This window comes from Telluria sp. ZB2R32 (genome assembly GCF_059685715.1).
On sequence record NZ_JCASIG010000006.1, the window covers coordinates 95,003 to 115,302 of the forward strand.

At 65.3% G+C, this 20,300-nt stretch carries 20 protein-coding genes; 2 read left to right on the plus strand and 18 right to left on the minus strand.

Annotated elements, in window-relative coordinates:
- Positions 1–1,404 (plus strand): chemotaxis protein CheW, encoded by a 1,404-nt coding sequence (locus AC56LG_RS18075; RefSeq protein WP_497167453.1) that lies wholly within the window; start codon positions 1–3, stop codon positions 1,402–1,404.
- Here the strand turns inward: AC56LG_RS18075 and AC56LG_RS18080 are convergent.
- From AC56LG_RS18080 to rpsB, 18 genes are all read right to left on the minus strand, one after another.
- Positions 1,394–1,981: a DUF6151 family protein gene (locus AC56LG_RS18080; RefSeq protein WP_497167454.1), complete on the minus strand. Its 588-nt coding sequence runs from the start codon at positions 1,979–1,981 to the stop codon at positions 1,394–1,396. The genes AC56LG_RS18075 and AC56LG_RS18080 overlap by 11 nt on opposite strands.
- A 45-nt stretch (positions 1,982–2,026) precedes the next feature.
- On the minus strand, positions 2,027–3,232 hold the full coding sequence (locus AC56LG_RS18085) for an EAL domain-containing response regulator (protein ID WP_497167455.1): 1,206 nt from the start codon (positions 3,230–3,232) through the stop codon (positions 2,027–2,029).
- 56 nt (positions 3,233–3,288) lie between these two features.
- Positions 3,289–4,071, minus strand: a complete 783-nt coding sequence (locus AC56LG_RS18090; protein WP_497167456.1) for a TrmH family RNA methyltransferase — start codon at positions 4,069–4,071, stop codon at positions 3,289–3,291.
- The gene (gene rnhB / locus AC56LG_RS18095; protein WP_497167457.1) at positions 4,068–4,748 is read right to left on the minus strand and encodes a ribonuclease HII; all 681 of its coding nucleotides are present in this window, start codon (positions 4,746–4,748) and stop codon (positions 4,068–4,070) included. The genes AC56LG_RS18090 and rnhB overlap by 4 nt, the downstream gene beginning before the upstream one ends.
- Positions 4,749–4,908: 160 nt before the next feature.
- Positions 4,909–6,060 carry a lipid-A-disaccharide synthase gene (gene lpxB, locus AC56LG_RS18100; protein ID WP_497167458.1) on the minus strand — a complete coding sequence of 384 codons (1,152 nt, stop codon included), beginning with the start codon at positions 6,058–6,060 and terminating at the stop codon, positions 4,909–4,911.
- The gene (lpxA, locus tag AC56LG_RS18105; RefSeq protein ID WP_497167459.1) at positions 6,044–6,832 is read right to left on the minus strand and encodes an acyl-ACP--UDP-N-acetylglucosamine O-acyltransferase; all 789 of its coding nucleotides are present in this window, start codon (positions 6,830–6,832) and stop codon (positions 6,044–6,046) included. The genes lpxB and lpxA overlap by 17 nt, the downstream gene beginning before the upstream one ends.
- Positions 6,832–7,335, minus strand: a complete 504-nt coding sequence (gene fabZ, locus AC56LG_RS18110) for a 3-hydroxyacyl-ACP dehydratase FabZ (protein ID WP_497167460.1) — start codon at positions 7,333–7,335, stop codon at positions 6,832–6,834. Before fabZ ends, lpxA begins: the two co-directional genes overlap by 1 nt.
- A complete protein-coding gene (gene lpxD, locus AC56LG_RS18115; RefSeq protein WP_497167461.1) occupies positions 7,332–8,405 on the minus strand; it encodes a UDP-3-O-(3-hydroxymyristoyl)glucosamine N-acyltransferase in 1,074 nt (357 codons plus the stop codon). Before lpxD ends, fabZ begins: the two co-directional genes overlap by 4 nt.
- A gap of 1 nt (position 8,406) precedes the next feature.
- Entirely contained in the window at positions 8,407–8,937 is a 531-nt protein-coding gene (locus tag AC56LG_RS18120; RefSeq protein WP_192052093.1) for an OmpH/Skp family outer membrane protein, read from the minus strand.
- A 41-nt stretch (positions 8,938–8,978) separates the two neighbouring features.
- Entirely contained in the window at positions 8,979–11,333 is a 2,355-nt protein-coding gene (gene bamA / locus AC56LG_RS18125; protein ID WP_497167462.1) for an outer membrane protein assembly factor BamA, read from the minus strand.
- 82 nt (positions 11,334–11,415) lie between these two features.
- Entirely contained in the window at positions 11,416–12,753 is a 1,338-nt protein-coding gene (gene rseP / locus AC56LG_RS18130) for an RIP metalloprotease RseP (protein ID WP_497167463.1), read from the minus strand.
- 2 nt (positions 12,754–12,755) lie between these two features.
- Positions 12,756–13,934: a 1-deoxy-D-xylulose-5-phosphate reductoisomerase gene (gene ispC / locus AC56LG_RS18135; protein WP_497167464.1), complete on the minus strand. Its 1,179-nt coding sequence runs from the start codon at positions 13,932–13,934 to the stop codon at positions 12,756–12,758.
- An 18-nt stretch (positions 13,935–13,952) separates the two neighbouring features.
- The gene (locus tag AC56LG_RS18140; protein ID WP_497167465.1) at positions 13,953–14,786 is read right to left on the minus strand and encodes a phosphatidate cytidylyltransferase; all 834 of its coding nucleotides are present in this window, start codon (positions 14,784–14,786) and stop codon (positions 13,953–13,955) included.
- Entirely contained in the window at positions 14,786–15,538 is a 753-nt protein-coding gene (gene uppS / locus AC56LG_RS18145; RefSeq protein ID WP_497167466.1) for a polyprenyl diphosphate synthase, read from the minus strand. The genes AC56LG_RS18140 and uppS overlap by 1 nt, the downstream gene beginning before the upstream one ends.
- Before the next feature lie 214 nt (positions 15,539–15,752).
- Positions 15,753–16,313 (minus strand): ribosome recycling factor, encoded by a 561-nt coding sequence (gene frr, locus AC56LG_RS18150; RefSeq protein ID WP_497167467.1) that lies wholly within the window; start codon positions 16,311–16,313, stop codon positions 15,753–15,755.
- Between the two features lie 35 nt (positions 16,314–16,348).
- Positions 16,349–17,065 (minus strand): UMP kinase, encoded by a 717-nt coding sequence (pyrH, locus tag AC56LG_RS18155; protein WP_192052100.1) that lies wholly within the window; start codon positions 17,063–17,065, stop codon positions 16,349–16,351.
- A gap of 203 nt (positions 17,066–17,268) precedes the next feature.
- Positions 17,269–18,177, minus strand: a complete 909-nt coding sequence (gene tsf, locus AC56LG_RS18160; RefSeq protein WP_192052101.1) for a translation elongation factor Ts — start codon at positions 18,175–18,177, stop codon at positions 17,269–17,271.
- 172 nt (positions 18,178–18,349) lie between these two features.
- Positions 18,350–19,099 (minus strand): 30S ribosomal protein S2, encoded by a 750-nt coding sequence (rpsB, locus tag AC56LG_RS18165; RefSeq protein WP_192052102.1) that lies wholly within the window; start codon positions 19,097–19,099, stop codon positions 18,350–18,352.
- Between the two features lie 356 nt (positions 19,100–19,455).
- On the opposite strand from rpsB, the gene map reads away from it, so the two are divergent.
- Positions 19,456–20,295 (plus strand): type I methionyl aminopeptidase, encoded by an 840-nt coding sequence (gene map, locus AC56LG_RS18170; protein ID WP_497167468.1) that lies wholly within the window; start codon positions 19,456–19,458, stop codon positions 20,293–20,295.
- Positions 20,296–20,300: the final 5 nt, after the last annotated feature.

The following is a 20,300-nucleotide window of genomic DNA, read 5'->3' on the forward strand; positions in this document are numbered from 1 at the left end:
ATGGGTGCCCCCCTTCCGGGCGCTGTCGTCAGCCTGGCTACGGCCGCCGTCGGCGCGGTACGCCTCGGCATTCCGGTCGATGCCGTGGTGCAGGCCATTCCCCTACCCGCATCCAAGGCGCTGCTGCCACGCCGGACGGGCGCCTTGTGCGGCGTCGTCGTGCACGAGGGTACGCTGGTTCCGGTGATCGACCTGGCACGCTGGGTCGACGTCGGCACGGCGCCTGTTGCCGCCCTGGGCAGCGCACGGATCCTGGTCCTGCACGAGGCCGGACGCACCCTCGGCCTGCAGGTGGACACGGTCGACGGCCTGGTCGACGTCGCTTGCGCGGCGATCGCGCGCCTGCACCATGACGACTGTCCGGAAGAAGTGTTCCACAGCGCGGCGCAGGCCGCCGATGGCCGCATCCTGAGCCTGCTCGACGTCGGCCGCCTGGCGACGCTCGCGGCCAGTTGGCACCAGCATGACGGCCAGCCGGCGCTGGCGCCGCACGCACCGTCGTTCGGCCATGAAGCGCTGCGCACCGTCGACTACGCGTTGCTCGGGCTGGACACGCTGCAGTCCGACATGACGCGCCTGGGCGTCGCGGCCGGCGACCTGGCCGAAGTGATGCCGATGCCGGCGCTGGAACAGTTCGGGGGCGCCATCGACAGCGCCTGGTGCCTCTGGCGCGGCCGCCACGTGCCGGTACTCGCCGGCGGCGCCCTGCCCGGCTTGCCCGACGCCGGCGCGGCGCCGCTGCTGGCCATCGTCGAACAGGGCGGGCTGGCGCTGGGCCTGCCGGTGCGCGCAGCCCTGGCGCTGCGCTCGTTCGGCGCGGCCGACGCCGCCGCCGGCAGTCTCACGACGACGGTGTACGAGGACGATGGCAAGGCGCTGCGCCTGCTCGACACGGCCGCGCTGTTCGTCCGCTTCCCCGAAGCGCTGCTGAGCGGGACGAAACACGCCGCCGGCGCCGATCGTCCCGCACAGGACGGCGGTACACCCAACGACAGTGCCTACATCGTATTCGAGGCCGGGCACATGGCGGCCACCCCGATCGCCGCCGTCGAGCACATCCTGCCGCTGGCGCCAGGTTATGCGGATGGCCCCGACGCCACGATGCCGTGGCACGGGAGCGCCATCCGCCTGGTCGACCTGCGTCCCGGGGCGCAGCGCGGCGCCGGAGCGCCCGGCCACGTGCTGGTGGCGTCGGGCGCCGGCCAGGCGGCAGGCTATGTGGTCAGTCGCGTCGCCTTGCTGGTCCCGAGCGGCGCCGGCAAGCTGTACAGGATGGGCGCGGCGGCCGGCGCCGCACGCGCCTTCGTTACCGTCGATGGCGCCGACGGCCAGGCCAGCTACCGCATCGTCGACCTGGCCGAAGCGGCAAGCGCAATCCAGGCGCCGCAGCCACTCAGGGCGTGACGGCGGCGCGCTCCTCGCGCGTCAGCACACGCGGCGTGCGCACCGGCGCGCCATTGGCATCGAAAAAGGGATTGTCGCGGTAGCCGCCACCGAGCCGCGCCTTGACCAGCATGGTGCCGAGCTTCGCGACGGCGACCAGCGTTGCAAGCGGAGTGGTCTTGGCCGGCCCATGCGCCGATTCCGTATTCGCCGTGATGTGCGAGCGCCCCAACTGGCGGTCCAGCTCTTCCGGCGTAGCCGCGAGGCAGGTGCGCACCAGCCCGACGTAGGACGCTTTCGGGTTGCGCGGCGTGTTGCCCACCGGCGTATCGCAGCAGGACGCATACCAGCGGTAGATGCCCTTCGGGCTGAGCGACATGCAGGCCAGGTGTTCAAGGCCGCCCGTAAACCGCACGGCCGCCGGCAGCGCCGCTTCGACCTCGGTGCCGCCGGATGCATCGAGCACCCGGCCTTCGGCCTTCAGGAAGCGCGCGAACGCCTGGCAATCCTTGCAATAGCAGATCGCGCGCGCTTTTATGCGTGTTGCATCGACTTCCCCCTGCAGCTTGCCGCAACGGCAGCGCAACTGAATTCCCATCGTCCCCCTCCAGGTTAGAAACAAGAAAGCAGAAGCGGCAGCCGCTTAAAAGAAATGGCGCCAGTCTTCCAGCCAGCCCGGGAAGGCCGATGCCTCCATCGGATTGGCGATGTGATAGCCCTGCGCATAGGTGCAGCCCAGTCCCTGCAGGAAGTCCCAGTCCTGGCGCGTTTCGACGCCGACGGCGACCGACATGCGGTCCAGGCTGTGCGCCAGGCTGAGGCAGGAGCGCAGCACGGTGCCGAGCGGGCGCCGCTTGGAGGCGCCGTCGACGAAGCTGCGGTCGATTTTCAGCTCGGTGAACGGGATGCGCGCCAGCAGCTGCAGGTTCGAGCGGCCGGTGCCGTAGTCGTCGATGGCGAGGCCGAAGCCCAGCATGCGCAGGCGCACCAGGCGCTCGATGAAATTCGGGTCGGTGTTCAGCACCGAGGATTCCGGCATCTCGAAGGTGATGTAGTCGGGCAGCACCGCGTGGCGTCCGAGGCAGGCGCCGATCTGGCGCAGGAAGGCGGGATGCGCCAGCGTCTCGGGCGCCAGGTTGATCGAGATCGAGATCGGCGTGCCCTGGTCGTGCAGCCAGCGGCAGCGCTCGACCGACAGCTCGATCATGCTCCAGTCGAGGAAATCGATGCGGTTGTTCTGCTCGAGCGCGTCGATAAAGGCGGACGGGCCGAGGAGGCCGTGTTCCGGATGGCGCCAGCGCGCAAAGGATTCCAGGCCCTTGACCTGGCCGGTCGCCAGCTCGATCTTGGGCTGGAAAAAGGGTTCGAACTGGCGTTTTTGCAGGCCGCTGCCGATTTCGGCGAAGGTGAAGCGCGGCGTGCCGTCGACCGTCGGGGGCACCGGCGGCGGCGCGTAGTTGTCGATCAGGGGTTTCAGCTTGGCGGCCGTGACCGGCTTGGAGATCGACCCGAGCAGGTCGATGCCGTAGACCTGGGCCAGGGTCTCGACCGAGAACAGCAGGTTCGCCGGCTGGGCGCCGGTGACGATCAGGCTGGCGCCGGCGTCCATGGTGGCCAGGTTGCGGATCAGTTCCAGCCCGTCCATGCCGGGCAGCGCCAGGTCGATGATGGCGACGTGCACGCGCGGCGTGAAGCCGGCCTGGAAGGTGCGCAGCGCCATGTGCCCGTCGGGCACGTCGGTGACGCGGCTGGCGCCGAGGCGCCCCAGCATCTCGACCAGCGCCGCGCGCTGCGCGCCGTCGCCTTCGGCTACCAGAAAGTGCAAGTGCGGCAAATGCGCGATGTCCATCTGTACTCCACGGGATTATTACACCGAGCTTACCCTACCGGCGCCCTTCCAGTCCATCACCCGCGCTGGCGCAGCTGTTCGAAGAAGCAGATGGCGGCGGCGGCGGCCACGTTCAGCGACTCGACCTGGCCCGCATGCGGGATCACCACCTGGTGCGTGGCGCGCGCCATCAGATCGTCGGCCACGCCCTGCCCTTCGTGGCCGAGCAGCCAGGCCACCGGTGCGCGCAGGTCGACGTCATACAGCTTCTGTTGGGCATAGCCGCTCATCGCCAATACCGCAATGCTGGAGTTGTCGATCAGGGCGCCGAGGTCGACGTTCTCGAAGATCTCGAGCACGAAGTGCGCGCCCATCGCCGCGCGCAGTACCTTGGGCGACCAGCAAAAGGCGCTGCCGGTGCTGCAGAACACTTGCGTGATGCCGGCCGCGCCGGCGCTGCGCAAAATGGAGCCGACGTTGCCGGGGTCCTGCACGCCATCGAGCAGTACCGCCGAGACAGTCAAGGCTTGCGGCTGGACGGGTGCCGGCGTCTCGACCAGGAACAGCAGGTTGACGCCATGCTCGACCTGGCTGACGGCGCCGAACAGCGCATCGGGCAAGGCCGTCACGTGGGCGCGCACGCTTTCGCAGCGGGCGACGATGTCCGCCACTTCCGGGTTGTGCAGGGCGCTATCCGACACCACGCAATGCGCCGGGGCGCCGCGCAGGTCGAGCCAGGACTGGCACAGGTGCACGCCGTCGAGCAGCGTGCGCCCGGCCTTGCGCCGCGCCTGCGAACTGGCGGCCAGCGCCTTGAGGTCCTTATAAAACGGATTGTCGCGCGAGGTGACCGACTTCATGCGAGGGCCACGCTTTCATCCACGGGTGCCACGGGTGCCGCGAACAGGTCGACCTGCAGCAGGTTGCGCACCGGGGCGAACGAGCGGCGGTGCACCGGCGACGGGCCGTGCAGGCGCAGGCGCTCCAGGTGCAGCGCGGTCGAATAGCCCTTGTGCTGGTCGAAGCAGTATTCCGGATATTGCGCGTGCAGGCGTACCAGCTCGGCGTCGCGCGCGGTCTTGGCCAGGATCGAGGCGGCCGAAATCGCGTGGCACTTGTCGTCGCCCTCGATCACGGCATGGGCGCGGATGTCCATCGGCGGGCAGCGGTTGCCGTCGATCAGGGCGATGGTCGGCAGCGTTTGCAGCGCTTCGACGGCGCGGCGCATGGCCAGCATGGTGGCGTGCAGGATGTTGAGGGTGTCGATCTCTTCGCACGAGGCTTCGGCAATCGCCCAGGCCAGCGCGTATTCGCGGATCTGCGGCGCCAGTTCGTCGCGGCGCGCTTCGGTCAGCTTCTTGGAGTCGCGCAGTCCCTCGATCGGCCGCTTGGGGTCGAGGATGACGGCAGCGGCGAACACCGGCCCCGCCAGCGGGCCGCGGCCGGCCTCGTCGACGCCGCAGACGATGTCGAGGTCGGTGAAGGGGCGCAGGCGCGGCGGCAGGCCGGGGTAGAAGTTGACGCGTTTTTTGCTCATGGTGCTTGTGTTTTTGATTCGAAATTCGGGTATCGGTTCGTTTGGGCCGCATTCGACAAACGCGGTTCGCCCCGGGACGCGTGTGCAAGGCGGGCATGCCCGCCGATATCGACCCCGGCGGCGGCCGGTGCACACCTTAGGGCGGGCATGCCCGCCGATTTTAACGGATGATCCGCAACACGGCTTCGGCACTCACCGCGGCGCTGTCGCGCAGGAGGCCATGATGCATCTCCGTGAAGCGCGCCGCAAGCCGGTCGCGTCCCGCGGCATCATTCAGTTGTTTCCACACCGCGTCGGCCAGCGTGTCCGGGGTCACCGCATGCTGCAGCAATTCCGGCACCAGGAATTCGCGCGCCAGGATGTTGGGCAGGCCGATCCAGGGCTGGTAGCCCATGTGGCGCATGATTTCCCATGACGCGCGCATGACTTTATAGGCGATCACCATCGGCTTCTTGAACAGCGCCACTTCCAGCGTCGCCGTGCCCGAAGCCACCAGCACGGCGTCGGCGGCGGCGATCGCGGTGTGCGAATTGTCGACCAGGTGCAGGGCGATGTCCTGCAACCCGGCCTGCGCCACGATCTGGCTGAAATAGGCGCGCTGCTTCTCGCCCGCCATCGGCACGACGAAATGCAGGCCCGGATCGCGTCTTGCCAGCAGGCCGGCGGCGCGCACGAAGGGCTCGGCCAGGTATTTCAGTTCGCCCATGCGGCTGCCGGGCATGACGGTCACCACGCGCGCATCCGGCGCCAGGCCGAGCTTCGCGCGCGCCGCCGCCACGTCGGGCACCAGCGGGATGGTTTCCGCTAAAGGATGGCCGATATAGGTCACGGGCACGCCGGCGTCCTGGTAGATCTTTTCCTCGAACGGGAAGATCACCAGCATGTGCGAGACCGCGCGTTGGATCTTCTTGATGCGCCCGCCGCGCCAGGCCCAGATCTGCGGGCCGACGAAGTGCACGGTGGGGATGCCGGCGGCGCGCAGCTGTTCTTCGAGGCCGAGGTTGAAGCCGGGGTAGTCGGCGCCGATGAAGGCGGCCGGCCGCTCGGCGATCAGGCGGTCGCGCAGGCGGTTTTGGATGCCCTTGATTTCGCGGTAGCGCGGAATGATTTCGAACAGGCCGCGCACCGTGAGCGTGTCGATCGGCACGTCCGACACCAGGCCCTGCTCGATCATGCGCGGGCCGCCGATGCCGTGGAAACGCGCATGCGGCAGGTGCGGACGCAGGCCGGCCAGCAGGCGCGCGGCGAGCATGTCGCCCGAGACCTCGCCGGCGACCAGGGCCAGCGAAATCTCCTCAGCGGACGATGCCACGGGTGGCGCTGCCGAGGAAGTCGCGCATGGCGCGAATGTCAGCGGCCGCTTCCGGCATCGCTTCTTCTTCGCGTGCCAGCGCGGCCTTGGCCTCCTCCAGCGTCAGGTTGGAGCGGTAGATGTGCTTGTAGGCGGCGCGGATGCCGTCGATCTGCGGGCGCGTGAAACCGCGGCGCTTGAGGCCTTCGATGTTGACGCCGCGCGCGCCGGCCGGATTCCCCGATACCAGCACGAAGGGCGGCACGTCCTGGGTGAGACTCGTGTACATGCCGATGAAGGCATGGGCGCCGATCTTGCAGAACTGGTGCACGCCGGCGTAACCCGACAGGATCGCATGGTCGCCGACGACGACGTGGCCGGCCAGCTGCGCGTTGTTCGAAAAGATCGTGTGGCTGCCGACCTGGCAGTCGTGCGCCAGGTGGACGTAGGCCGAGATCCAGTTGTCGTCGCCCAGACGGGTCACGCCTTCGTCCTGGGCGGTACCCAGGTTGAAGGTGACGAATTCGCGGATCGTGTTGCCGTCGCCGATTTCCAGGCGCGTCGGTTCGCCCTTCCATTTCTTGTCCTGCGGCGCGGCGCCGATCGACCCGAACTGGAAGAATTTGTTGTCCTTGCCGATCGTCGTGTGGCCTTCGATTACCACGTGCGGACCGACCACGGTGCCGGCGTCGATGCGCACGTTCGGGCCGATGATCGAATACGGGCCGACTTCGACCGAGCTATCGAGCTCGGCCTTCGGATCGACGATCGCAGTGGCGTGAATCGTGGTCATTACTGCCCCGCTGCCGCCGTTGGAGCTGCATTTTCGTTTGCGCGGATGGTGCACATCAGTTCACCTTCCACCGCCACCTTGCCGTCGACGCTGGCCGTCGCCTTGTACTTCCAGATGCCGCGCGAGACGCGCAGGATCTCGACGTCCATTACCAGCTGGTCGCCAGGACCGACCGGACGCTTGAAGCGCGCGTTGTCGATGCCGACGAAATACACGACCGAGTTCTCGTCCGGCTTCACGTCCATCGTCATGAACGACAGGATGGCGGCCGTTTGCGCCATCGCTTCGATCATCAGCACGCCCGGCATCACCGGCTGGTGCGGGAAGTGGCCGTTGAAGAATTCCTCGTTGACGGTCACGTTCTTGATGGCGGTGATGCGCTTGCCCACTTCGACGTCCAGTACGCGGTCGACCAGCAGCAGCGGATAGCGGTGCGGCAGGTATTCCTTGATCTCGGTGATGTTCAGGGTGCGCTTCGGGGCGGTGGTGTTGGTATCGGTCATTTTGGTTCTGTAATCGTTTTAATTGTTTTTTCCAGTGCGCGGATCTTGTCGCGCATGGTGTTCAGGTTGCGCACGATCGCGGCCGACTTCTCCCATTCGGCGTTTTTCGCGAGTGGATAGAAGCCCGTGTACTGGCCCGGTTCGAGCACCGAGCGCGAGACCATGCTGCCCGACGAGATGTGCACGTTGTCGGCGATCTCGAGGTGGCCCAGCACCATCGCTGCGCCCCCAAAAGTGCAGCGGCTGCCGATCTTCGCGCTGCCGGCCACGCCGACGCAGCCGGCCATGGCCGTGTGCTTGCCGATGTGGCAGTTGTGGCCGATCTGGATCTGGTTGTCGAGCTTGACGCCGTCTTCGATGACGGTGTCGGCCAGCGCGCCGCGGTCGATCGAGGTGTTCGAGCCGATGTCGACGTCGTCGCCGATCACCACGCGCCCGGTTTGCGGGATCTTGATGTAGACGCCGGCCTCGTTGGCGAAGCCGAAGCCGTCGCCGCCGATCACGGCGCCCGAATGCACGATGCCGCGCGCGCCGATGATGCAGCCGCGGTGGAAGGTGACGTTGGCGAAAAAGTGCGTGCCCTCGCCCACCACCGCGCCGCGGCCGACGAAGCAGCCATGGTCGATGACGGCGCCCGCTTTCACGGTCACACCCGCCTCGATCGTGACGTGCGGGCCGACGTGGGCCGAGGCGTCGATCTCGGCCGACGGGTCGACCACGGCGCTCGGGTGGATGCCCGGCGCCGGCGGCGCTTCTTCGAGCGACACGAAATACTGCGCGGCGCGGGCGAAATAGGCGTAGGGATTGGTCGTGACGATGCGCGCGCCAGCATAGGTGGCGGCGACCGACGGGTCGTCCAGCGGCGACAGGATCAGCGCCGCGGCTTCGCTTTGCGCGGCCAGCGCGCGCAGCTTGCTGTTGCTGAGGAAGCTGATCTGGGCCGGGCCGGCGCTGTCGAGCGGTGCAATCGATGCCACCACCAGGTCGGGGTCGCCCGTCAACTGGCCGCCGAAGCGCTCGACCAGGTCGCCGAGGCGTACGCCCGGCCGTGTTTGTTCGCGATGTTCCAAGTTACTTGTCCAGCAGTTTCAAGATCCTGTCGGTGATGTCGATGCGCGGGCTCGACCATGCGGCTTCCTGCAGGACGGCGTCGAGCTTTTCCTGCTCGGCGATCTGTTCGATCAGCTTATACGCCTTGGTGGCGATCGCCGCGCGCTCTTCGCTCTTCCTCTGCATGAGGTCTTCGGTGAACTCGCGGTTCATGCGCTGCACGTCTTTTTCCATGTCGAACAGTTCGCGCGCACGGCGGGTGCGCTCGACGTCGGTCAGGCGCGGCGCGTCGGCGTCGAACTTTTCGCTCATCTGCTTGAACTTGGCGACCATCTCCTCGTTCGTCTTCTGGCGCTTCGAAAACTCGGCCTGGATCTTGGCGTCGGCCGCCTTGGCCATTTTCGATTCCGTCATCAGGCGCTCGGTGGTTACGAAGCCGATGCGGCTTGGCGCCGTCTGCGCCGCCACCAGCGGCGCGGCGATGCACAGGGCTGCCAGTACCAGCACGTGGGGGACCATGCGTGGCAGGGAGGCTATCGGATTTTTCAACATAGTTCTCCGCGGTGAATAAGGTAAAGCAGCCGGGCGCCGGATCAGAAGCCCGTGCCCATCTGGAACTGGAAGCGTTCGAGCTGGTCGCCCGGTTTCGCATTCAGGGGCTTAGCATAACTCAAGCGCAGCGGACCGACCGGCGAAATCCAGGACAGGCCGATACCGGCCGAGTAGCGCAGTTCGCCCAGGAAGATCTTCGACTTTTCCTGGAACACCTGGCCGCCGTCGGCGAAGGTGAACCAGCGCAGGCTGCGGTCCTTGGTATTGCCCGGGAACGGGAACTGCAGTTCGACGTTGCCGATGACGCGCTTGGAACCGCCGATGGCGTCGCCGTAGACCGGGTCGACCACGCCCAGGGTCGAACTTTCGTAGCCGCGCACCGAACCGATGCCGCCTGCGTAGAAGTTCTTGAAGACCGGGTACGAGTTGCCGCCGATGCCCTTGCCGTAATCGAGTTCGCCGCGCAGGGCCAGCGTCATCCACGAAGTCAGCGGACGGTACCACTGGTGCTCGTAGACCACGCGGAAGTACTTGGCGTCGCCGACCGCGTCGATTTCGAAGTTGGCGCGCTGGTAGCGGCCGATGCTTGGCGTCAGCGCGCTGTCGCGGCTGTCGCGGCCCCAGGCCACGGTCAGCGGGATCGACACGCTCTTGCCGGTGCCGACACCGTAGTTCGGATCGTTGGGATCGTTCGGGCCGCCGTTCTGTGCCACGTAGTCGCGGTACAGCTTCGGGCTGGTGGTATCGGTTTCGAGCGAGGTGCGCTCGAGGCCGGCGCCGAAGTAGACGGTGTCGGTCTCGGAGAACGGCACACCGAAGGTCAGGTTGCCGCCGGTCTGGCGCACCGTGTAGGAACCGATGTTCGACAGCGGCGGACGGGTCGTGCGCAGGTAGAGCTGGAAGGCGCGCGAAATGCCGTCGTCGGTGAAGTACGGGTTCGTGTTCGAGAACGCGATCGTGCGGCTGTACTTCGAGGTGTTCAGGTCGATGCCGACCGTCTGGCCGCTGCCGGCGAAGTTGGCCTGCTGGACCGAGGCGGTGAAGGTGAACTTCTCGGCCTGCGAGAACGAGCCGCCGATCATGAAGTTACCGGTCGGCTTTTCCTCGACCGTCAGGTTGATGTCGACCTGGTCGCTGGTGCCCGGCGACTCCGGGGTGTCGACCTTGACTTCCTTGAAGTAGCCGAGGCGGTCGACGCGGTCGCGCGAGAGCTTGACCTTGTCGGCGTCGTACCAGCTGCTTTCGAACTGGCGGAATTCGCGGCGGATCACTTCGTCGCGGGTGACTGTGTTGCCCGAGATGTTCACGTGGCGCACGTAGGCGCGCTTGCCCGGATCGACGACGAAGGTAAAGGCGACTTCGCGCTTCTCGCGGTCGATCTGCGGGTCGGCGTTGACGTTGGCAAAGGCATAGCCGAACTGGCCGAGGCGCGCGGCGATGCGCTTGTTCGAGGCTTCCTGCAGCGCGCCCGAATAGGTCTTGCCCGGCTGCAGCAGGATCAGCTGGCGCAACTCTTCCTCGCGGCCGAAGGTCTCGCCTTCGAGCTTGACGCCCGAGACGGTGTACTTCTCGCCTTCGGTGATGTTGATGGTGAGGTAGATGTCCTTCTTGTCCGGCGTGATCGCCACCTGCGTCGATTCGACGGTCGCTTCCAGGTAGCCGCGGTCGAGGTAGAACGACTTGATCGCTTCGAGGTCGCCGGTCAGCTTGGTCTTGGAGTACTGGTCGGCTTTCGAATACCAGGTCAGCCAGCCCGAGGTCGACAGCTGGAAGACTTCGCGCAGTTCCTTGTCCGAGAAGGCCTTGTTGCCGACGATGTTGATCTGGCGGATGCGCGCCATGTCGCCTTCGTCGACGTTGAACATGACGTTGACGCGGTTACGCTCGATCGGGGTGATGGTAGTCGTGATCTTCACGCCGTACAGGCCGTGCGACAGGTACTGGCGCTTGAGTTCCTGCTCGGCGCGGTCGACCGCGGCCTTGTCGTAGATCTTGGCTTCGCCGACGCCGATGTCGCGCAGGGCCTTGACCAGCATGTCCTTCTCGAATTCCTTGGTGCCGGTGAAATCGACGGTGTTGATGGCAGGACGTTCCTCGACCAGCACCACCAGCACGCCCTTCTCTTCTTCCAGGCGGATGTCCTTGAAGAAGCCGGTCGCGTACAGGGCCTTGATCGCGGCGACGCTCTTGTCGTCGTCGAAGGTTTCGCCCACGCGTACCGGCAGGTAGCTGAACACGGTGCCGGCTTCGGTGCGCTGGATGCCTTCGATGCGGATGTCCTTGACGACGAACGGATTGACGGCGAGCGCGGGAGCGGCGCACAGCGCCAGCACGGCCGCGCCGATCAGGCTGCGGCGAATGAACGGCAGGGCAAAACGATCTGGTTGTGATTTCATTGGCTAATCAGTCATTGGACAACATACATACTAATATTCTTGTGTGCCGCGGCGCGCTGTCGCTGCTCGGCGGGTGGACGCCTCAGAGCCGCTGCGACAGGTCATTGAAGATGGCGAGCGCCATCAGCATGAACAGCAGGGCCACCCCTGCGCGCTGCGCGAATCCCTGGATTCGCTCGGACAGGGGACGCCCGGTCAAAACTTCCAGCGAATAATACAACAAATGCCCCCCATCCAGCACGGGGATTGGTAACAGATTCATGACACCGAGGCTGACGCTGACGACTGCGATGAAGCCCAAAAAGGTCGCCAGGCCCATGCGCGCGGTCTGTCCGGCGTAGTCGGCGATCGCGATCGGACCGGTGATGTTCTTCAACGAAGCCTGCCCCGTGACGATCTTGCCGATCATCTTGAAGGTCAGTGCCGTCATCTCCCAGGTGCGGCGCGCACCCTTCACGACCGCGTCGATCGGGCCGGATTGCACCGTCACCCGCTCGAGCGCCGGCGCCAGCGCCACGGCGGCCAGGCCTTGCCCTTTGGCGTCCGCCGCCGGCGTCAGCGGCAGCACCAGTTCCTGGCTGCCGCGCCGTACCTGCAATTGCAGCGTGCGCCCCGGCGCCGCGCGCACCGCCTGCACGAATTCGGCGGCATGCGCAAACGGCTTGCCGTCGGCGCCGAGCACGACGTCGCCGGGCAGCAGGCCGGCGCGCGCACCGGCGCCGCCCTCGACCGCCTTTTCCACGACCGGCATGCCGATCCAGACGTCCAGGCCGAGCGTCGACATCGGGTCGGCGTCCGGACCTGGTTCGAGCATGGCCGAGGCCGGAATCGTGGCCGCATACTGGCTGCCGTTGGCGGCGCGTACGTCGAGGTGGGCATCCTGCCGCTCCACCGCCAGGTGCGTGACCTGCCAGCGCAGGTCGGACCAGCCGGCGACCGGCTCGCCGTTGACGGCGACGATGCTGTCGCCGCCACGCAGGCCAGCGGTATAGGCCGGAGTGTTCGACGCCATCGGGCGCAGTTTGGTTCCCGGCTCTTCCAGGCCATGCATGAAGAGCGCGCCGAACAGCACGATCGCCAGCAGGAAATTGGCGACCGGCCCGGCGGCGACGATGGCAATGCGCTTCCAGACGTTCTGGCGCATGAAGTCGCGCGCCCGCTCGGACTCGTCCTTCGGCGCGGTCTCGGGATCGCGGCTGTCGAGGAACTGGACGTAGCCGCCCAGCGGCAGCGCCGAGACGGCCCATTCGGTCTGGTCCTTGCCGACACGGCGCGACCACACCACTTTACCCATGCCGACCGAGAAGCGCAGCACCTTGACGCCGCAGGCGCGCGCGACCCAGTAGTGGCCGAGCTCGTGGAAGATGATGAGCGGCCCCAGCGCCAGCAGGAAGGCGACCGCGGTGTAGAGGAAGCTCATGGTCAGTTCCGTGCGATTGTGGCAACGATGGCGGCGGCGGCGGCGCGGGCGCGCGCATCCTGGGCCACTACGGCGGCGATGTCGTCGGCGGCGCCATGTTCGTTCTCGTCCATCACGCGGCGCACGACGCGGTCGATGTCGCGGAAACCGATGCGCTCTTCCAGAAACGCTTCGACCGCGATTTCGTTGGCCGCGTTCAGCAGCGCCGGGGCGGTGCCGCCCGCGCGCAGGGCGTCGAAAGCGAGCGCCAGGCAAGGGAAACGCGCATAGTCGGGCTGGTGGAAGTGCAGCGCGCCCATGCTGGTGAGGTCGAGCTGGGCCACGCCGGAAGCGATGCGCTCGGGATAGGCCAGCGCATGCGCGATCGGCGTCCTCATGTCGGGGTTGCCGAGCTGGGCCAGTACCGAACCGTCGACGTAGGACACCATCGAGTGGATCACGCTTTGCGGGTGAATGACCACCTCGATCAGGTCGGCCGATGCGCCGAACAGCCAGTGCGCCTCGATCACTTCCAGGCCCTTGTTCATCATCGTCGCCGAGTCGACCGAGATCTTGCGGCCCATCGACCAGTTCGGATGCTTGCAGGCTTCTGCCGGCGTGACCTGTTCGAGCGTGTCGACGGCGCGGTTCAGGAACGGGCCGCCGGAAGCGGTGAGCAGGATCTTCGCCACGCCGGCTGCGTCCGGTGCGCGCGCATAGTGCGCGGGCAGCGACTGGAAAATCGCATTGTGTTCGCTGTCGATCGGCAGCAGGGTCGCCTTGTGCTCGCGCACGGCGTCCATGAACAGCTGGCCCGACATGACCAGCGCTTCCTTGTTCGCCAGCAGGATCTTCTTGCCGGCGCGCGCGGCGGCCAGGGTCGGCGCCAGGCCGGCGGCGCCGACGATGGCGGCCATCACGGTATCGGTATCGGGACTGGCGGCGATCTCGCACAGCGCCGCTTCGCCATGCGCGACGTCGACCGGCAGGCCGGCCAGCAGGCGCGTCAGTTCGGCGGCCGCTTCGGGCGTACCGACGACGGCGCGTTGCGGACGAAATTGCCGGCATTGCGCGGCGAGTTCGGCCACGCGGCTATGCGCCGACAGCGCGTAGACCTGGTATTGCCCGGGATGACGCGCGAGCACGTCGAGGGTGGAGACGCCGATCGAGCCGGTGGCGCCGAGGATGGTGATGCGTTGCATGATTTAATTCCTTACAGCTTACAGCCAGGTGCCGATCAGTGCCGCCAGCGGCAATACCGGAACCAGGCCGTCGACCCGGTCGAGCACGCCGCCATGGCCGGGCAACAGGTTGCTGCTGTCTTTCATGCCGGCGCGGCGCTTGAGCTGGGATTCGAACAGGTCGCCGACGATGCTGGCGGCGACCATCAGGGCCAGGATGAACCAGGTCGCAACCCAGCCGAGGCTGGCCTGGACGCGGACCGGGAACGTGTTGGCCAACGCTTCGCCGCCGAAGGCGATGACCAGCGTGGCGACCACCAGGGTGACGATGCCGCCGCCGATGGCGCCTTCCCAGGATTTGCCGGGCGAGATCGTCGGCGCGATCTTGCGCTTGCCGAAGGTCTTGCCGCAGACGTAGGCGAAGATGTCGGCCGACCAGACGATGGCCAGCACCGACAGCAGGTACAGCGGCGAATACGCATATAGCGCGACGATCGCCGCGAAGCAGCCGACCAGCGACACCGCATAGGTCAGGCTGAGCAGGGTGTTGGCGAGGCTGTCGAGCGGCGGCAGGCCGGTTTTCAGCGAAGGCACGAACCGCAGTACCCAGACCAGCACGCTGATCACGAACCAGAAGGTCTGGGCCGCGCCGTTATTGTTGAAGAAGAAGGTCCAGGCAAAGGCCGCGGTCCAGGCGGCCGCCACCACGATCGCCTTGTTCGACTTGGGGTTGAACAGGCGGAAGGTTTCCCAGACGGCGGCGCCGAAGAAGGCGGTCGCCACCACCGCGAACGCCGTGAAGTTGTTGGAATACAGGACTGGCAAGAGCACTGCCAGCAGCACGAGCGCGGTGAGGATCCGGGTTTTGAGCATCAGCTTTTTTTCTTGGCCACTTGTTCGCCGGTCCGGCCGAAACGGCGCTCGCGGCTCTGGTAAGACGCGATCGCCGCGTCGAGCGACTCGACCGAGAAATCCGGCCAGTAGGTGTCGGTGAAATACAGTTCGGAATAGGCCAGCTGCCACAGCAGGAAGTTCGAGATGCGCTCTTCCCCGCCGGTGCGGATGAACAGGTCGGGCTCGGGCGCGTAGGCCATCGCCAGGTGCGGCGCCAGCATCTCTTCGGTGAATTCCGTGACACCCGGATTGCTGGCCACCATCTTGCCGGTGGCTTGCATGATGTCCCAACGGCCGCCGTAGTTGGCGCAGACCGTCACCGTCAGGCGCGTGTTGCCGGCCGTGCGGCGCTCGGCATTGGCGATCATCTCGCGCAGCTTGGCGTCGAAGCGCGACAGGTCGCCGACGACTTTCAGGCGGATGTTATTGGCGTGCATCTTTGACACTTCGCGCTCGAGCGCGGTGACGAACAGGCGCATCAGGAGCGAGACTTCTTCTTGCGGACGGCGCCAGTTTTCCGAGGAAAAGGCGAACAGGGTCAGGTACTCGACCCCGCGCAGCACGCAGGCTTCGACCACGCCGCGCACCGCTTCCACGCCCTTGACGTGACCCGCGACGCGGGGCAGCAGGCGCTTCGTCGCCCAGCGGCCATTGCCGTCCATGATGACGGCGATATGGCGCGGGACGGCCGGCACATCGGGAACTACGGTCGTGGAACTCTTAAAGATCATAAATCGATTGCCATCATGGCGTGTGCGGTAAAAACGCGAACAATGTGCGGACAAAGCGCAAAGCGCAAAGCGCGGACGATAGCGGAACAACGCTCGCGCGATTGTGCCCGCCAATGGTCCGCATGCGACTGTCAGTTACTTCTGCTTACGTATTGCTGTGTTGCCGGGCGCGGCAAGCACCCCTGCCGGGCGATAGCGCCCGGCGCCCGACATCTTACACGGTCAGGACTTCTTTTTCCTTCTCGACCACCATCTTGTCGATGTCGGCGACGAACTTGTCGGTCAGCTTCTGGATCTGGTCCGACTCGCGGCGCTCGTCGTCTTCCGATGCCGTCTTGTCCTTGACCATCTTCTTGAGCTGCTCGTTGGCGTCGCGACGGATGTTGCGGACGGCAATTTTCGCGTCTTCCGCTTCCGACTTGACCAGCTTGACCATTTCCTTGCGGCGCTCTTCGGTGAGGGCCGGCGTCGGCACGCGCACCAGTTCGCCGAAGGTCGATGGGTTCAGGCCCAGGTCGGAATCGCGGATCGCCTTTTCGATCGTGCTCAGCATCTTCTTTTCGTAGGGCTGGACGCCGATCGTGCGCGCATCGATCAGGGTGACGTTGGCAACGCCCGACAGCGGCGTCGGCGCACCGTAGTAATCGACCGTGATGTGGTCGAGGATACCTGTGTGGGCGCGGCCGGTGCGGACCTTGGCCAGGTCGGCACGCAGGGTTTCGATCGACTTGTTCATGCGCTCTTGCGCATTCTTTTTTACGTCAGCTAAGGACATGCTGCTCTCCTGTCAGTCAGTGTTGCTATTTATTGTTAAACGTGTACCAGGGTACCTTCGTCTTCGCCCATGATCACGCGCTTGAGGGCGCCGGGCTTGACGATCGAAAACACCTTGATCGGGAGTTTCTGGTCACGGCAGAGGGCGAACGCGGTGGCGTCCATCACCTGCAGCTGCTTCGAGATCGCCTCGTCGAACGAGATCGATTCGTAGCGGGTAGCGCTCGGGTCCTTCTGCGGGTCCGCAGTATAAACGCCATCGACCTTGGTGGCTTTCAGCACGATCTGGGCACCCACTTCGGCGCCGCGCAGGGCGGCCGCGGTGTCGGTGGTAAAGAAGGGGTTGCCGGTGCCGGCGGCGAAGACGACGACCTTGCCCTCTTCCAGGTATTGCAGCGCTTTCGGGCGTACGTAGGGCTCGACCACCTGGTCGATGCCGATGGCCGACATCACGCGCGCGGTGATGCCGACGTGGCGCATCGCATCGGCCAGGGCCAGCGCGTTCATGACGGTGGCCAGCATGCCCATGTAGTCGGCGGTGGCGCGGTCCATGCCCTGCGCACCCGGCGCGACGCCGCGGAAGATGTTGCCGCCGCCAATCACGACTGCCAGCTCGACACCCAGCTTCGCCACTTCCGCGACGTCGGCGACCATGCGGTCGATGGTCACGCGATTGATGCCGAACTGATCGTCGCCCATCAGCGCTTCGCCAGACAGTTTAAGGAGGACTCGTTGGTAGGCTGGTTTGGTCATGATGAAGCGCTCTCCTAAGTGTTTGGTTCGAATTCGGTTCTGGCCGCAGGCTGTGCCTGGAGCCTCATCTGCAAATGTACAGATGGCGGCGAAACTGGCGCGCACGCTCGGGGTTTCGCGTTGAGTGGGCGGAGCCCACCCAACGTAACCCGGCACCGCAAAGCGACGGGTCAAAAAAACGGGCCTTGCGGCCCGCTTTCACATTACTGCTTGTTGGCAGCCATCTGTGCTGCAACTTCTGCGGCGAAGTCGTCGACCTTCTTCTCGATGCCCTCGCCCACGACGTACATCGTGAAGCCCTTCACCGTGGTGTTGGCGGCTTTCAGCATCTGCTCGATCGACTGCTTGTCGTTCTTGACGAAGGTCTGGTTCAGCAGCGAGACTTCCTTCAGGTACTTCTGGACCGAACCTTCGAGGCGCTTGGCCAGGATTTCCGGCGACTGCGCAGGCTTGCCGGCGGCAGCGGCCGCGTCCGCATCTTCCTGGGCCTTCAGCTGGGCGACCGAACGCTCTTTCTCGATCATTTCGGCTGGCACGCCTTCGGCCGACAGGGCGACCGGCTTCATGGCGGCGATGTGCATCGCGACATCTTTACCGACTTGCTCGTCCGCGCCTTCGTAGTCGACCACGACGCCGATACGGGTGCCGTGCAGGTACGACGCCAGCTTGCCGGTGGTCTCGAAGCGCTGGAAGCGGCGCACGGTCATGTTCTCGCCGATCTTGCCGATCAGGGCCGAACGCAGTTCGTCGAAGGTCTGGCCGCCGGCGTCGAGCGCCGACAGGGCTGCCACGTCGGCAGGGTTCTGCTCGGCGACCAGCTTGGCCGCCAGGTTGGCCATGGCCAGGAAGTCGTCGTTCTTGGCGACGAAGTCGGTTTCGCTGTTGATTTCGACCAGCGCGCCGACGTTGCCGGCGATGTAGGTCGCGACCACGCCTTCAGCGGTCACGCGTGCCGACGCCTTCGATGCCTTGCCGCCCAGCTTGACGCGCAGGATCTCTTCGGCACGGCCCATGTCGCCTTCGGCTTCGGTCAGTGCTTTCTTGCATTCCATCATCGGCGCATCGGTCTTCGCGCGCAGTTCGCCTACCATCGCTGCAGTAATCGCTGCCATGTTTCTCTCCTAAAGATGTTCAGAGTCGCGGACGCCGCAACGGCGTCCACTCGATTGTTTCTTGCTAATTCTGTGCTTAAAAAAAGGGGTGCTCAGCTACGGCGCGGCACCCCTTTTCATAGTCATTCCGGACTGCCGCTTGCGGCATGCCGGAATGACGTGTCTTGCCTGATTACGCCTGCTCGGAGACTTCGACGAAGTCGTCGCCGCCGGCCTTGACCATTTCGACGACGTCGTTGGTGGCGCTGGCACGGCCTTCCAGGATCGCATCGGCGACGCCGCGTGCGTACAGGGTGATGGCCTTCGACGAGTCATCGTTGCCAGGGATCACGTGGGTAACGCCTTCTGGCGAGTGGTTGGTATCGACGATGCCGATGACCGGGATGCCCAGCTTGCCGGCTTCGGTGATGGCGCCCTTGTGGTAGCCGACGTCGACGACGAAGATTGCGTCAGGAACGCCGCCCAGGTCCTTGATGCCGCCGATCGACTTCTGCAGCTTGACCATTTCGCGCGAGAACATCAGCGCTTCTTTCTTCGACAGCTTCTCGACCGAACCGTCTTCGACTTGCGCTTCCATGTCCTTCAGGCGCTTGATCGAGGTCTTGATGGTCTTGAAGTTGGTCAGCATGCCGCCCAGCCAGCGCTGGTCGACGTAAGGAACGCCAGCGCGCGCTGCTTCAGCGGCGATGATGTCGCGGGCCTGGCGCTTGGTGCCGACCATCAGGATGGTGCCGCGGTTGGCCGAGATCTGCTTGATGGTCTTCATCGCATCCTGGTACATCGCCATGGTTTTTTCCAGGTTGATGATGTGGATCTTGTTGCGATGACCGAAGATGAACGGTGCCATCTTTGGGTTCCAGAAACGGGTCTGGTGGCCGAAGTGAATACCGGCTTCCAGCATTTCGCGCATAGTAACGGACATGTAATTCTCCAGGGTTAAATTCTTGAATATCGGCCAGTCACCCTTTGGGGCACCCTTGGCGGCCGACTTCGCGATTTTGAATAAATAAAATGGATTTCTCTGACAACATTGCTGAACCTCAGTTCAAGCAACCCGAGATTCTAGCGGAATTCGGGTGTGAATTCAAGCGTTGCGTGCCTTTTGGCTCTGTAGCGGCGGGCATGCCCGCCCTACGCCGCGCGATGCCGGATACCGCAGGGTGGGCATGCCCACCGTTGCGGCGCATGAACATCGCAGCCGTATTCCCTGCCCCGCAAGGCCCAGGCACATCCCTTATAATGCGAAGAAAACCTACCGTTCGCTTGAACTGCTCATCCATGTCCATCTCCATCAAAACCCCGGAAGAAATCGAAGGCATGCGCCTGGCCGGCCGCCTCGGCGCCGAAGTGCTCGATTACATCACCCCCTTCGTCAAGGCCGGCGTCACCACCGGCGAACTCGACCGCCTGTGCCACGAATACATGACCAACGTGCAAGGCACGGTGCCGGCGCCACTGAACTACGCGCCGCCCGGCTATCCGCCCTTCCCGAAGGCGGTCTGCACCTCGGTCAACGACGTCATCTGCCACGGCATCCCGGGCGACAAGGTGCTGAAGAACGGCGATGCCTTGAATATCGACGTCACCATCATCACCAAGGATGGTTTTCATGGCGACAACAGCCGCATGTTCCTGATCGGCGAACCGTCGATCCTGGCGCGCCGCCTGTCGGAAGTGACCTATGAATGCATGTGGCTCGGCATCTCGAAAGTCAAGCCGGGTGCGCACCTGGGCGACATTGGCCACGTGATCCAGCAGCACGCCGAAAAGAACGGCTACAGCGTGGTGCGCGAGTTCTGCGGCCACGGCATCGGCCGCGTGTTCCACGAAGAGCCGCAGGTGCTCCACTACGGCAAGCCGGGTACGCTGGACAAGCTGGAAGCGGGCATGATCTTCACGATCGAGCCGATGATCAATGCCGGCCGCCGCGAGATCAAGGAAATGCCGGATGGCTGGACCATCAAGACGCGCGACCGCAGCATGTCGGCCCAGTGGGAACACATGATCCTGGTCACCGAGACCGGCTACGAGATCCTGACCCAGTCGGCCGGCACCCCGCCGCCGCCGGCCATTGTGCTGCCTGCGCGGCCCGTCCACAAAGAAGCCGTCCAGGCATAGAGGTA